Source organism: Stutzerimonas sp. Brlt_14, from assembly GCF_051948915.1.
GTDB lineage: Bacteria > Pseudomonadota > Gammaproteobacteria > Pseudomonadales > Pseudomonadaceae > Stutzerimonas > Stutzerimonas stutzeri.
In genome coordinates, this window is sequence record NZ_JAYJLM010000001.1 from 400688 (window position 1) to 414982 (window position 14295).

At 66.0% G+C, this 14295-nt stretch carries 13 protein-coding genes; 7 read left to right on the top strand and 6 right to left on the bottom strand.

Going from position 1 to position 14295, the window contains the following annotated elements:
- The first annotated feature begins 4 nt into the window (after nucleotides 1-4).
- The 5 genes from VF716_RS01950 (at nucleotide 5) to VF716_RS01970 (ending at nucleotide 4373) form a co-directional block, all read left to right on the top strand.
- Nucleotides 5-451 (top strand): DUF411 domain-containing protein, encoded by a 447-nt coding sequence (locus VF716_RS01950; RefSeq protein ID WP_011913821.1) that lies wholly within the window; start codon nucleotides 5-7, stop codon nucleotides 449-451.
- Nucleotides 452-730: 279 nt separating this feature from the next.
- Complete coding sequence (locus tag VF716_RS01955; protein ID WP_125850126.1) at nucleotides 731-2485, top strand: copper resistance system multicopper oxidase; 1755 nt, start codon at nucleotides 731-733, stop codon at nucleotides 2483-2485.
- 11 nt (nucleotides 2486-2496) lie between these two features.
- Complete coding sequence (locus tag VF716_RS01960; RefSeq protein WP_049325559.1) at nucleotides 2497-2814, top strand: hypothetical protein; 318 nt, start codon at nucleotides 2497-2499, stop codon at nucleotides 2812-2814.
- Nucleotides 2804-3706, top strand: a complete 903-nt coding sequence (locus VF716_RS01965) for a copper resistance protein B (RefSeq protein ID WP_014597161.1) — start codon at nucleotides 2804-2806, stop codon at nucleotides 3704-3706. Before VF716_RS01960 ends, VF716_RS01965 begins: the two co-directional genes overlap by 11 nt.
- Nucleotides 3707-3716: 10 nt before the next feature.
- Nucleotides 3717-4373, top strand: a complete 657-nt coding sequence (locus tag VF716_RS01970) for a c-type cytochrome (RefSeq protein WP_011913825.1) — start codon at nucleotides 3717-3719, stop codon at nucleotides 4371-4373.
- A gap of 12 nt (nucleotides 4374-4385) precedes the next feature.
- Here the strand turns inward: VF716_RS01970 and VF716_RS01975 are convergent, their stop codons facing one another.
- Entirely contained in the window at nucleotides 4386-4925 is a 540-nt protein-coding gene (locus VF716_RS01975; protein WP_011913826.1) for a DUF3087 domain-containing protein, read from the bottom strand.
- A 177-nt stretch (nucleotides 4926-5102) separates the two neighbouring features.
- On the opposite strand from VF716_RS01975, the gene VF716_RS01980 reads away from it, so the two are divergent.
- The gene (locus VF716_RS01980) at nucleotides 5103-5588 is read left to right on the top strand and encodes a GNAT family N-acetyltransferase (protein WP_011913827.1); all 486 of its coding nucleotides are present in this window, start codon (nucleotides 5103-5105) and stop codon (nucleotides 5586-5588) included.
- Nucleotides 5589-5625: 37 nt separating this feature from the next.
- Here the strand turns inward: VF716_RS01980 and wrbA are convergent, their stop codons facing one another.
- A complete protein-coding gene (wrbA, locus tag VF716_RS01985) occupies nucleotides 5626-6225 on the bottom strand; it encodes an NAD(P)H:quinone oxidoreductase (RefSeq protein WP_348834697.1) in 600 nt (199 codons plus the stop codon).
- 83 nt (nucleotides 6226-6308) lie between these two features.
- A complete protein-coding gene (locus VF716_RS01990) occupies nucleotides 6309-7007 on the bottom strand; it encodes a pirin family protein (RefSeq protein ID WP_348834698.1) in 699 nt (232 codons plus the stop codon).
- Nucleotides 7008-7235: 228 nt separating this feature from the next.
- On the opposite strand from VF716_RS01990, the gene VF716_RS01995 reads away from it, so the two are divergent.
- Complete coding sequence (locus tag VF716_RS01995) at nucleotides 7236-7577, top strand: FKBP-type peptidyl-prolyl cis-trans isomerase (protein WP_348834699.1); 342 nt, start codon at nucleotides 7236-7238, stop codon at nucleotides 7575-7577.
- 46 nt (nucleotides 7578-7623) lie between these two features.
- Here VF716_RS01995 and mdoH read toward each other — a convergent pair whose 3' ends face one another.
- The 3 genes from mdoH to bglX form a co-directional block, all read right to left on the bottom strand.
- Nucleotides 7624-10200 (bottom strand): glucans biosynthesis glucosyltransferase MdoH, encoded by a 2577-nt coding sequence (mdoH, locus tag VF716_RS02000; RefSeq protein WP_348834700.1) that lies wholly within the window; start codon nucleotides 10198-10200, stop codon nucleotides 7624-7626.
- Nucleotides 10193-11719, bottom strand: a complete 1527-nt coding sequence (locus VF716_RS02005) for a glucan biosynthesis protein G (RefSeq protein WP_095460459.1) — start codon at nucleotides 11717-11719, stop codon at nucleotides 10193-10195. Before VF716_RS02005 ends, mdoH begins: the two co-directional genes overlap by 8 nt.
- A gap of 187 nt (nucleotides 11720-11906) precedes the next feature.
- Entirely contained in the window at nucleotides 11907-14198 is a 2292-nt protein-coding gene (gene bglX / locus VF716_RS02010) for a beta-glucosidase BglX (RefSeq protein ID WP_095460460.1), read from the bottom strand.
- Nucleotides 14199-14295: the final 97 nt, after the last annotated feature.

Genomic DNA, 14295 nt, shown 5'->3' on the forward strand with positions numbered 1-14295 from the left:
ACGCATGAAACCTCATCTCACCGTACTCGCCGCACTGCTGATGTCCGGGGCGGCTCAGGCCGCCGAGGTCATCGATGTACACCGGGACGCCAACTGCGGCTGCTGCAAGGACTGGATCAAGTATCTGGAAACCAATGGGTTCGAGGTGCGCGACCATGTGGAAGTCAACATGCTGCCGGTCAAGGAGCGCCTCGGCGTGCCGCCGCGCCTGGGCTCGTGCCATACCGGCGTGATTGGCGGCAAGTTCGTCGAAGGCCACGTGCCGGTGGCGGCGATCCGCGAGCTGCAGCAGCGCGACGATCTGGCCGGAGTCGCCGTACCGGGCATGCCAGCCGGCTCGCCGGGCATGGACTACGGCCAACCACACCAGCGCTATCAGGTGATCGGGCTGACCAGTCAGGGCCGCGACCTGGCGCTGGGCGACTATCTCGGCAGCCAGCCACTTCGCTGAAAGCAGCTCGCCTGGCAGGCGGCAGCGCACGGGCCGACCCTCGGCAAGCACCCTGCCTGCCGCCATCCGGCCGCAGGTGTCGTCGCCAGGCGCGGTGACAGACCAAACGGCCCGCTCGCTTACCCTGTCAAGCTGCCGTCAAAAGCCTCCCGGCCAGCAAGCTGACAGAACCGTAATGTTCGGCTCAGCTTGTCGTCAGATGCGCCGCGCTATGGTGAGCGACAGGACTGCTGCGACTGTTTGTCCAGCGCAGCCACATCGCACATGAACAGGACCAGCATGCACTCGACCAGCTCTCGGCGCACCTTCGTCAAAAGCCTCGCCGCCGGCGGCGCCTTCGCCGGACTCGGGCTGTGGCGCCAGCCCGTCTGGGCGCTGACCAGCCCCGGCCAGCCGACGGTACTCAGCGGCAGCCAATTCGACCTGACCATCGACTCCATGAGCGTCGACTTCACCGGCCGCCGGCGCACCGCCATGGCCATCAATGGCAGCATTCCCGGCCCGCTGCTGCGCTGGCGCGAGGGTGACACCGTGACCCTGCGCGTGCGCAACCGCCTGCCGCAGGAGACCTCGATCCACTGGCACGGCATCCTGCTGCCGGCCAACATGGACGGCGTGCCCGGCTTCAGCTTCGCCGGCATCGCGCCGGACGGCATGTACGAGTACCGCTTCAAGGTCAAGCAGAGCGGGACCTACTGGTATCACAGCCACTCGGGCTTCCAGGAGCAGCTCGGCGTCTACGGCCCGCTGATCATCGATCCCGAGGAGCCGGAGCCGTTCGCCTACGAGCGAGACTATGTGGTGTTCCTCTCCGACTGGACCGACGAGAGCCCGGCGCGCGTGCTGGCCAAGCTGAAGAAGCAGGCCGACTACTACAACCAGGGCCGCCGCACCGTCGGCGACTTCATCAACGATGTCGCCGACCAAGGCTGGCGCAAGACCTTCAGCGACCGCTGGGCCTGGGCGAAGATGAACATGTCGCCCACCGATCTCGCCGACGTCAGCGGCGCGACCTACACCTACCTGCTCAACGGCCAGGCCCCGGATGCCAACTGGACCGGGCTGTTCCGGTCGGGCGAGCGCATCCGCCTGCGCCTGATCAACGGCTCGGCGATGAGCTACTTCGACTTCCGTATTCCCGGCCTCAAGCTCACCGTGGTCGCCGCGGACGGGCAGAACATCGAGCCGGTAACGGTCGACGAGATTCGCCTCGCGGTGGCGGAAACCTATGACGTGATCGTCGAGCCGGACGGCAGCCAGCACGCCTACACCCTCTTCGCCCAGGCCATGGACCGCAGCGGCTACGCCCGCGGCACGCTGGCCGTGCGCGAAGGCCTGCAGGCCCCGGTGCCCAACCCCGATCCGCGCCCCGAACTGACCATGGACGACATGGGTCATGGCGATCACGCCGCCCATGGCCAGGCTGCCGCAACGCCCGCGCAGGGCCATGACGCCCATGCCGGACACGGCGACCATGGCGCGATGGATCACGGCTCGGATGGCAGCGGGATGCAGGCACATCCGGCCAGCGAGACCAACAACCCTCTGGTGGACATGCAGACCATGATGCCGGTGGCCAAGCTGGATGACCCGGGCATCGGCCTGCGCGCCAACGGCCGGCGCGTGCTGACCTATGCCGACTTGCGCAGCGCCTTCGCCGACCCGGATGGCCGCGAACCGGGCCGCACCATCGAACTGCACCTGACCGGCCACATGGAGCGCTTCTCCTGGTCGTTCGACGGTATTCCCTTCGCCGACGCCGAGCCGATCCGCCTCCGGTACGGCGAGCGGGTGCGCTTCGTTCTGGTCAACGACACCATGATGCACCACCCCATTCACCTGCACGGGCTGTGGAGCGACCTGGAGGACGAACACGGCGACTTCCTGGTGCGCAAGCACACCATCGACATGCCGCCGGGCTCGAAACGCAGCTACCGCGTCACAGCAGACGCCCTCGGCCGCTGGGCCTACCACTGCCACATGCTGATGCACATGGACCTCGGAATGTTCCGTGAAGTCCGCGTAGAGGAATGACGGAGAAGCCTATGAAAACCCTCAAGCACACCACCCTGCTCGCCCTCGGCCTGACCGCCTCCCTCGGCCTCAACGCGGTCCAGGCGCAGCAGAGCGAACATGACGGTCATCATGCCGAGAACGACCCGGCCGAACAGGCCACCCCGCAGACCACGCAGCCCAAGACGCAACAGGGCGGCATGATGCAGGGCATGGACCACGACAAGATGAAGGACATGCACGAGCAGCATATGGGCAACGGCCACATGGATCATGGCGGCATGGGCGGCGGATCGGTGGACAAGGACATGCCCAAGGACGCCGAGCAGGGCAATCCGCATGCGCATTAAGCCGCTCCCCGTCGCCGTCGCGCTGAGTCTGGTCACGGCGGCGAGCCAGGCGCAGCAGAACATGGACCACTCCAGCCATGCCGGCCACGCTGCGCCGGCAGCGCACGAGCACAGGGATCATGGGCGAACCGATCACGGCCACATGGACCACGGCTCGATGGCGCACCCGCCGGGACAGGAGCCGCGCACGCCCATCCCAGCCATCAGCGATGCGGATCGCGCCGCGGCGTTCCCCAGCCTGCCGGCCCATCACATGCACCAGGGCGGGACGAATTTCCTGTTTCTCGCCGACCAGCTGGAGTGGCAGGACGCCGACGAGGGCAGCGCGCTGGCCTGGGACATTTCCGGTTGGGTCGGTGGCGACATCGACCGTCTGGCGTTCCGCTCGGAGGGTGAGCGTACCAATGGCCACACCGAGGAAGCGGAACTGCAGCTGCTGTGGAGCCACGCCATCGGTCCCTGGTGGGAAACCGTCGCCGGCGTGCGCCAGGACTTCAAACCCGGCTCGCCGCAGACCTGGGCGGCCTTCGGCGTGCAGGGCATGCCGTTGTTCGGCCTGGAAACCGAGGCGACCGCCTTCATCGGCGAAGGCGGCCAGAGCGCACTGCGTCTGGAGGCCGAGTACGACATCCTGCTGACCCAGCGCTGGGTGCTGCAGCCCACTGCCGAGCTCAACCTGCACGGGCGCAACGACGAGGCGCGCGGCGTCGGCGCAGGGTTCAGCGACGCCAGTCTAGGGCTGCGCCTGCGCTACGAGATCAGCCGCCAGTTCGCGCCTTATATCGGCGTGACCTGGAACCGTGCCTACGGCAACACCGCCGACCTGCTGCGTGCCGAAGGCGAGGATGTCAGCGACACCCGCCTGGTGGCCGGCATCCGCTTCTGGTTCTGAGGGGTACGGCATGAGAACAGTCCTGGCGACGCTGGCGCTGAGTGCCCTGGCGGTGGTGACCGGCGCGGCGCTGGTGCTGTACTCCGGCATCATCGACGTCGGCGCTGACGACCCGCACAGCGCACCGCTGCATGCCGTGCTGGAGACGGCCCGCGAACGCGCCGTAGCCGTGCGCGCCCGGGACATCGAGGTGCCGCCGCTGGGCTCGGCGGAACAGATGCGCTCCGGCGCGGGCAACTACGCGGCGATGTGCGTCGGTTGTCACCTGGCGCCGGGCGTCGCGCCAACCGAGCTGAGCCAGGGCCTCTACCCCGCCCCACCAGCGCTGGCCGAAGCCACCCGCGACGGCGACCCGGCCGCGACCTTCTGGGTCATCAAGCATGGGCTCAAGTCCACCGGCATGCCGGCGTGGGGCCGATTCATGGAGGACCACTACATCTGGTCGCTGGTCGCCTTTGTCGAGCAGCTGCCGTCACTCACTCCCATGGAATACCAGGCGCTGGTGGCCTCCAGCGACGGCCACCAGCACGGCGGCGGCGAAACGGACATGCATGATCACAGCGGCCAGCATTCCAGCCAGACCGGCGATCACCACGGCGCTTCCGAGCAGGGCGAGACAGATGCGAAGGTGCATCGGCATTCCGACGGCAGTCGTCACCAGCACTGACGCACACCTGGCTCAGCGTTTCGCCTCGATCCTGCCGACCCGTTCGAGCCACTCGGACTCGAGCCGGTTCTGTTCGATGTCCATGCCCAGCGCCTCCATCGCCTCGCGGTGACGGTCGATTTCGGCGACCGAATCACTGAGCCCGGTGAGATTGCCATCGAGCTGGTGCATCTGCGTCAGCCCAAGGTGATAGAAGCGCAGCAGCTTGATTGCCGCGGGATCGCCCGCGCTCACGCCGGCCCTGACCTGATGCATCATGTTGGTCACCCGCATCAGACTGCGCTTGAGCCGCCAGCCATAGGCCGCCGAAGCCATCCACGGCTGTTGCCAGTACAGCAGCCGCACCAGCGCGACGGTCAGTGCCAGCCCCGCGACGACCCCGCCAATGTTCAGCCGCAGGTTGTCGCCGCCCGGCTCGCCGAACAGCGCGACCGCCAGGCCCGACAGGCCCATGGCCAGAATGGCGAAGGTGGCCGCGACGATCAGCGTGCTGCGGCGGGTCTCGCGACGGTAGGTTTCGGGGCTGCGCGGAACGATCTCGAATAGCACCACGGGGCGTTGTCCTCGGCTGAAATGGATGGCAGGCGCCGCGCATTATCACCCCATTGGCCCACGCGCGGCTGACGCAGCGCAGCGCTTCGCACGCTCTCGCGAATCGCCCTACGCCAGACATCGCCCCGTCGCAGGTTCAGCCGCTATGCTGCAGCCACCGCCCCACGGGAACTGTCCATGCGCCGCCTCGCGATACCTGCCGACCAGCAACGGGTCTACGACATCTACATGCACCCGGATGTGGTGCCCTACCTCGGTTTCGACCCCATGCCACGCGAAGCTTTCGGCAAGGTGTTCGAGCCGCTGTTCGAAAGCGGCAGCTTCTACGTGTTCGAGGAGCATGGGCAGGTACAGGGCTTCTACAAGGTGCAGCGGCACCTCGGTCGCGCGGCTCATGTCGCCTACCTGGGCACGCTGGCGGTCGCACCGCAGGCCAAGGGCAGCGGACTGGCCCGACGGATGATGCAGGACGCCCTCGACCGGCTGGCCGCCAGCGGCATCCGCCGCGTGGAGCTCAGCGTGGAGGCCGACAATCCGCGGGCGATCGCCTTCTACCAGCGCTTCGGCTTCGTGCACGAGGGAACGCAGCGGGCGGCCTACAAGCGCGCCGGCGAGGATGGCTATGTCGATGAACTGATGTACGGCCTGCTGCTGGAGGCCTGACGGGATGCCGGACGGCGGACGCCGTCCGGCCGGGTGATCAGCCGGCGAGCTTGCTGGTGATCTTCGCCACATGCTCGCCCTGGAAGCGCGCGATGGCCAGTTCCTTCTCCGATGGCTGACGCGAGCCGTCGCCGCCCGCGATGGTCGAGGCGCCATAGGGCGTGCCACCGTTGGTTTCGGAGATGTCGAAGAACTCGCTGATGCCATAACCGGTCGGCACGATGACCATGCCGTGGTGCGCCAGGGTGGTCCAGGTCGAGGTGATGGTCATCTCCTGACCGCCGCCGGTGCCGGTCGAGGCGAACACGCTGGCGACCTTGCCGTGCAGCGCGCCCTTGGCCCAAAGGCCGCCGGTGCGGTCGAGGAAGTTGCGCATCTGTCCGGACATGTTGCCGAAGCGGGTCGGGGTGCCAAAGATGATTCCGTCGTAGTCCGGCAGCTCGTTCGGATCGGCGATATCGGCTGGCTGATCGACCTTGCCGCCGGCGTTGCGGAAGGCGTCTTCCGGCATGGTTTCCGGCACGCGCTTGATCGTCACTTCCACGCCCGGCACGCAGCGCGCGCCTTCGGCGACGGCATTGGCCATCGTTTCGATATGGCCGTACATGGAGTGATAGAGCACGAGAATCTTCGCCATCTTGCTTTCCTCTTTCGGTGGGTGAGTCTGAATTAAGTGGTGGATGGGATAACGCGCCAGACGGGTCGTTCCGACAGCAGGCGTCAGAGCGACTCGACCAGGACAACTTCGCTGTCTGCCACGGCCCTGATGCTCAGCCGTGTCTCATCACGCACGGCCACGCCATCGCCGGCGGCGACCGCAAGTCCGTTGATCTCGATCTGGCCGCTGGCCGGCACCAGATACACCCGGTGCCCGGCAGCAATTTCGTAGTCGGCGCTCTGCCCTGCTGCAAGCGTAGCCGCTGCCAGCCTGGCTTCAGCACGAATCGGCAGCGCCTCGTCATCGCCGGACAGGCCACTGGCGAGCGTGACGAAGGCGCCGGCGCGCTCGCCGGTGGGGAACTGGCGAGTGCCCCAGGCCGGCGGCAGTCCGGTCTGCTGCGGGTGAATCCATATCTGGAAAATGCGCGTTTCCACATCCTCCAGGTTGTACTCGCTGTGCACGATCCCGGTGCCGGCGCTCATCACCTGCACATCGCCAGCGACGGTACGGCCGCGGTTGCCGAGGCTGTCTTCATGGGTGATGGCGCCCCGGCGGACGTAGGTGATGATTTCCATGTCCCGGTGCGAGTGCGGTTCGAAGCCCGATTGCGGCGCGATGCTGTCGTCGTTCCATACGCGCAGGCGGCCCCAGCGCATGCGCTCGACGTCGTGATAACCAGCAAAGGAAAAGTGGTGGCGCGCGTTCAGCCAGCCGTGCTGCGCATGGCCAAGCCGGGCATATGGACGTAGTTCGATCATCTCGCTCTCCACAGATCGGGGCACCGGGACGAACCCGGCCAATGAGGGAGATGATCCATTCAATCAGATCAATATTGTTTGCAATTTTCAGCCAATAAGCATCGATTAACTAGATACGTATGCAGACGAACTGGCTTCGACAATCTGGCGTAGCGACCAGTCTCTTGCCCGTAGCGCATTTACCTGCCACAAAGCGCTCCCCTCTTTCAGCTTTCAGGAAGCGCATGAATGAACGATGAATTGCTGGTCGAAGACATTCAGCTCGGCGATGGCAAAGCGGTGGTCAAGGGTGCGCTGATCACCACCCAATACCGCGGCACGCTGAGCGACGGCACGCTGTTCGACAGCTCCTACGAGCGCGGCAAACCCTTCCAGTGCGTGATCGGCACCGGTCGGGTGATCAAGGGTTGGGACATCGGGCTGATGGGCATGCGGGTCGGCGGCAAGCGCCGGCTGTTCGTGCCGGCGCAGCTGGGCTATGGCGAGCGCCAGTTCGGCGCGCATATTCCGCCCAATTCGGATCTGCACTTCGAGATCGAGCTGCTCGAAGTACTGACGCGAGACGACTGACCAGCCTCTCTGACGCCCCCTGCGGGCCGCCAGAAAGTCGCGCGAATCAGGCCTCGCTGGCGAGGTCCGGGCGCGCCACACCGTGGGGATACTGCTCCCGATAGCGCGCCAACCAGACTGCCCCGGCCGGATCTTCCCAGGCGTGACGGTGCAACAGCGCCATGCCATCCGGATCGTTCAGCAGGCGCCAGCGCGCCGCCTCGGCATCCGCGCCGTCCGGGCCGACCGCCAGCACCTGACCGAGGCGCTGCTCGCGCAAACGCTCGGCGCCGCTGACCACCCTGGCATGCCGGGCGCGCGCCATGGCACAGACCAGCGCGTTGTACAGCGGATCGACCACCGCCACGAGGAAGCCATGGCGCAAGGCAACCGCCTGGTTCTGCTGCTGGTACAGGTCGGTATTGGCCAGCTCGGTGGGCGGTGCGTATTCCTCCGGGATCAGGAACAGCTTGCTGCGCCGCGCGGCCAGGCCGAGACCCGTACGGCTGGTGATCACCGATACCGGCGCCGACAGGATCAGCGACACCACGATCGGCGCCAGCCACCAGAGAAATGCTGCATCCAACCAGGCGACCAGTGCCGTCCAGAGCACACCGATGACGATCTGCGAGCCATGCCGGCGCAGGGCCTCACCCCAAGGGGTTGCGTTATCGCCGCGCTGCGGAGAGTTCCACTGCACCGACCAGCCGAGGAAGGCCGCAGTGACGAACACGCTGTGGAAGAGCATGCGCACCGGCGCCAGCAGCACCGAGAACAGCGTTTCGATCAGCATCGACAGCAGCACCCGCAGCCGCCCGCCATAGGCTTCAGCCCCCTGGATGCAGACCAGCAGCACGCTGAGCAGCTTGGGCAGAAACAGCAGTGTCATGGTCGCCGAGAACAGCGCGATGGCTTCCTGCGGGTGCCAGCGCGGCCACAGCGGGTAAAGCTGGTTCGGCTGCAGGAAGTACTCCGGCTCCATCAGCGTATGGATCGCCAGCAGCCCGGTGGACAGCAGCAGGAAGAGAAACCACAGCGGCGCCGACAGGTAGGACATCACCCCGGTGAGGAACACCATGCGATGCACCGTGTGTACTCCGCGCACCATGAACAGGCGGAAGTTCATCAGGTTGCCGTGGCACCAGCGACGATCACGCTTGAGTTCGTCGAGCAGGTTCGGCGGCAGCTCCTCGTAACTGCCCGGCAGGTCGTAGGCGATCCACACGCCCCAGCCGGCGCGGCGCATCAGCGCGGCTTCGACGAAGTCGTGGGAGAGGATCGCCCCGGCGAACGAGCCGGTGCCGGGCAACGGCGCCAACGCGCAGTGCTCGATGAACGGCTTCACGCGAATGATCGCGTTGTGGCCCCAGTAATGCGATTCACCCAGCTGCCAGAAGTTGAGCCCGGCGGTAAACAGCGGACCGTAGACGCGCGTGGCGAACTGCTGCAGGCGCGCATAGAGCGTGTCCATGCCCGACGCCTTGGGCGCAGTCTGGATGATGCCGGCGTTGGGGTTGGCCTCCATCAGTCGCACCAGGCTGGCCAGGCATTCGCCGCTCATCACGCTGTCGGCGTCCAGCACCACCATGTAGCGGTAGCTGCTGCCCCAGCGACGGCAGAAGTCGTCGATGTTGCCGCTCTTGCGCTTCACGCGGCGCCGGCGGCGACGGTAGAAGATGTGACCGAAGCCATCCACCGCACGGCACAACTCGACCCAGGCCTTCTGCTCGGCAACACAGGTGTCGGGGTCGTTGCTGTCGCTGAGCACGAAGATGTCGAAATGCTCGAGTTCACCGGTTGCCTTGAGCGACTCGTAAGTCGCGCGCAGGCCGGCGAACACACGCGGCACGTCCTCGTTGGCAATCGGCATCACCAGCGCCGTACGCGCCTCGGCCGGTATCGGTTCGGTGCCGGGGCTGCTGGCCGAGATGCTGTAACGGTCCTTGCCGCGCAGCAGCTGGAAGAAGCCCATCAGCGCGGTCCAGAAGCCCACCGAGACCCAGCAGAACAGCAGTGCGAAGAGCAGCAGGATGCTCGTCTGCACCACATAGGGAAGGATCTGCCGAGCTGATTCGGACAGCGGCTGGACGAACACTTCCTGCATGTCGACCAGGAACCAGCCCTGGTAAGGCAGCACCGCCTTCATCTGCCAGGTGGCAAAGGCGGTCTGGCCGAGCATCAGCACCAGCAGTGCCGCACGGCGCAGCGCCGCGACCCGGCGCCAGCGCGCCTCGTCGAGCGGCTGCGGACTGGGCTCGAAGTGACGCCGCGGCGGCGTGCGGCCCAGCATCCGGCGCCAACCGCGGCGCAGAATATTGGTATGCCAGGGCTCCGGCACCATGCGTGTGCGCACGATCGGCGGGGTCGACTGCACATACGCGCGGCCCTGGTGGTCCTCGGCGATCACGCCGGCGCGGTCGAACAGATCGCCCCAGCCAAGCCGCAGTCGCGCGACCACCGAGTCGAGCAGACGCCGCGACGGGCTGCGCTGCGCGCTGGTCTCGGCAGACAGTTCATCATGCAGCGCGAACAGGCCGCCCCGCTCGGCCGCCTGCCGGTATCTGGCCGGGTCCTCGGTTTCGTTCAATGCCAGGCCGTCGCAATAGCTTTGCGTCAGACCATTCACTGCATGCTGCTCATTCATGGGGAGGAATCTGGTAGGTCCAGGTTTCGGAAAGGGTCTTGTCGCCATCGACCAGCGCCGCACGCATCTCGACCGGGCGCGCCGGGTCGCGCACCTTCACGCGCAGCGTCAGGCGCCAGCCCTTGGTGACGGTGTTGTAGCGCAGGTTGTTTTCCACCAGCTCGGCATTGTCATCGACGCTGACGCGCGTGCTGACCGGCGCATCCTCGGCGAGCTTCTCCAGCACCGGCCCGACGAAGTCCACGACCAGCGCCGTGCTGCCGTCAGGCTGGCGGATCAGGTTGGCCTGCTTGACGTCGCCGGTGGAGATACGGGTCTGCTGCACCCACGCCAGCTCAGGATCGTGCAGGCTCGGTTCGTCCATGGAAAAGTGCAGGCGGTATTCCAGATCCAGCGACTGGCCGGGCTCCGGCTGCTTTTCCGGGGACCAGAAGGCGACGATGTTGTCATTGGTCTCGTCAGGCGTCGGGATCTCGATCAGCTCAACGTGGCCCTTGCCCCAGTCGCCGCGGGTTTCCACCCAGCCGCTCGGGCGCAGCTCGTAGCGGTCGTCCAGGTCTTCGTAACGGCCGAAATCGCGAGTGCGCTGCATCAGCCCGAAGCCGCGCGGGTTCTCCACGCTGAACGCACTTACGGCCAGCCGCTTCGGATTGTTCAGCGGGCGCCAGATCCATTCGCCACTGCCGGCATGAATCGCCAGACCCTCGGAGTCATGCAGTTGCGGACGGAAGTTGGTGACATTGCTCGGCTGGTTGGCGCCGAACAGGAACATGCTGGTAAGCGGCGCAATCCCAAGCTTGCCGACCTGCTCGCGGAGAAACACCTTGGCCTGCACGTCCAGCGTGCTGTCCTTGCCCGGCGTCAGCACCATGCGATAGGCGCCGGTGGCGCGCGGCGAATCGAGCAGCGCGTAGATCACCAGGTTGCGCCGATCAGCCTGCGGCCGCTCGACCCAGAATTCGCGGAACCGCGGGAACTCCTCGCCCACTGGCAGTGCCGTGTCGACCGCCAGCCCGCGCGCGGAGAGCCCGTACCACTGGCCCTTGCCGATGATGCGGAAGTAGCTGGCGCCGAGCAGGGTCATCACCTCGTCCTGCTTGTCCTTCCTGTTCAGCGGATAGAGCACCTTGAAGCCGGCGAAGCCCAGCCCCTCCAGCGCGGCCGGATCAATGTCGACGCCGCCGAACTCGAACATAGACGGGTCGTAGCGAATCTCGCGCACTTTCGTCGCGGTGATTTCATTGATGCGCACCGGCGTGTCGAAGTGCATGCCCTGATGATAGAACTGCAGATGGAACGGGGTTTCGACGTCCTTCCAGTAAGCATGCTCCGGGTTGAAGCGCACGCGCTGGTAGTCGGCGAATGCCATCTTGCGGAATTCGTCGGGCAGGTTGCTCACCGGCTCCTCGTAACCGCTGGCAGCCAGCTCCTGAGCCCGCTTGGCCACATCGTCGAGGCTGAACGCCAGCGCACTGCCGGCCATCAGCATGCACAGGCCACCCGCCAGACCGGCCAGCATGCGTGCCGGCTGATTCCCCGTGTTCCATTGAAAAATGCGTAACACACCGCCTCCGAATTACACGTTTGTGCAGAGTTCGCTCTGCTTCGCTGTGTTCTGATCGCCTACAACCCGCGTGTCCCGCCGCGTTGCTCTGAAGCGCGGCAGCGGCCGTGGGCTGGATGCAAATCGCCATACAGAAAAAGTCTTACAACAACTCGAATCGCGCGCTTTGCACCGACCGCGAGTCGAGCCCCAACTGGACTTCGAACTCGCCAGGCTCGGCCACGTAGTCGAGTCGCGCGTCGGGAAACTTCAGATCGTCCTCGCCCAGGTCAAAGCGCACTACCCGCGACTCGCCCGGCTCTAACATGAGCTTTTCGAAGCGTTTGAGTTCCTTGACGGGGCGCACGCTGGAGCCGACCAGATCCTGCAGGTACAGCTGCACTACCGTCGCGCCGGCGCGTGCGCCAGTGTTCTTTACCGTTACGCTGACCTCCAGAATCTGGCCGCGTTTCAGCTGATGTCGTGAAAGCTGCGGCTTCGCCAGCTCGAACTCGGTGTAGCTCAGGCCATAACCGAACGGGTACAGCGCACCGTTGGGTTCTTCGAAATACTGCGAGGTGTAGTTGCCGGGGCGACCCTCGACGTAGGGTCGGCCGAGTCGCGGGTGGTTGTAGTAGGTCGGAATCTGGCCAACCGAGCGCGGAAAGGAGATCGGCAGTTTGCCGGACGGGTTGTGCACACCGAGCAGCACCTCGGCAATCGCGTGCCCGCCCTCGGTGCCGGCGAACCAGGTTTCCAGCACCGCATCCGCGTTGTCCTTGACCCAGCCCAGTTGCAGCGGCCGGCCATTCATCAAAACCACCACCAGCGGTTTGCCGGTGGCAGCCAGCGCTTCGAGCAGTGCCTGCTGGCTGGCCGGCAGCGTAAGGCTGGTACGGCTGGAGGATTCGTGGGACATGCCGCGTGACTCGCCCACCGCCGCTACGATCACGTCAGCCTCGCGCGCCGCACGCACGGCCTCGTCGATCATCGCCTGCGGCGGGCGCGGGTCCTGCGTCACTTCCGGGCGATCCCAGTTGAGAAAGTTCAGGTACTCGATCAGTCGCGGATCGTCGGTGACGTTCGCGCCACGGGCATGAATGACCCGGCCGGAATCGCCCACTGCTGCCTCGAGGCCCTGACGCAGCGTCACCGTCTGTGCCGCCACACCGGCCGCCGACCAGCTGCCGAGCATGTCAACGTGGGAATCGGCCAGCGGGCCGACCAGCGCGATGGTCGCGTCCTTGCGCAGAGGCAGCGTCTGCTGACGGTTCTCCAGCAGGACCAGCGAGTCGCGCGCCACTTGCCTTGCCGCCTGGCGATGCAGGCGGCTTTCGGCATTGACCTCGACGGGGTCGTCCACCGCCTTGCCAATGCGCAGGTACGGATCATGGAACAAACCGAGGTCGTACTTGGCACCGAGCACGCGACCCACCGCCTGATCGATCAGTCCGACCGGCACCTCGCCACGCTCGACCAGCCCCGGCAGCTCCTGCAGATAGAGCGAGTCGTGCATGCTCAGATCGATCCCCGCCTCGATCGCCAGGCGCGCAGCCTCGCGTCCGTCGCGGGCCACGCCGTGGCGCAGCAGTTCGTCGATGGCGCCGTGGTCGCTGATGTTCAGCCCACGGAAGCCCCAGTCGTCGCGCAGCAGGTCGCGCAACAGCCAGCGGTTGGCGCTGGCCGGCATGCCGTTGACGGTGTTCAGCGCGATCATCACGCCGCCTGCCCCGGCGTCCACCGCGGCACGGTATGGCGGCAGATAATCCTGATGCATACGCTGCGGGCTCATGTCGACCACGTTGTAGTCGCGGCCCCCTTCCACCGCGCCATACAGGGCGAAGTGCTTGACGCTGGCCATCACGCTGTCCGCGGCGCTCAGGCGCTCACCCTGATAGACACGCACCAGCGTGCCGGCGATCTGCGAGACCAGGTAGGGATCTTCGCCGAAGCCTTCGGAGGTCCGGCCCCAGCGCGGATCACGGGTGATGTCGACCATCGGTGCAAATGTCAGGTCCAGGCCGTCGGCGCTGGCCTCGATGGCCGACACGCGACCGCTAAGGGCGATGGCCTCGAGGTCCCAGCTCGAAGCCAGCGCCAGGCTGATCGGGAAGATGGTTCGGTGGCCGTGAATGACGTCGTAGGCGAAAAAGATAGGAACGCCCAGGCGGCTGCGCAGCGCCGCATCCTGCATGGGTCGGTTGTCGGCGCGGGTGACCGAATTGAAGGTGGCGCCGATGCGTCCAGCGGCGATTTCCTCGGCGATCCGCTCCCGGGGCATGTCGCCACCGATGCTGATCAGGCGCAACTGGCCGATCTTCTCCGCCAGGGTCATGCGCTCGAGCAGGGTTTCGATCAGCGCCTGCCGGTCATCCAGCGGCAACGCGGGCTGTGCCGCGCAGGGGAACGAGCCCATCGCGCTGGCAAGCAGGACAAACGGCAACAGCCTTTTCATCATCACGTTCCGCAACCCCATTCGTTGAACCGATCAGCCACACACAGGCACACCCATCGCGCCGGCCATGAAGTCCGTTCGCAATGGGTTAAAAACT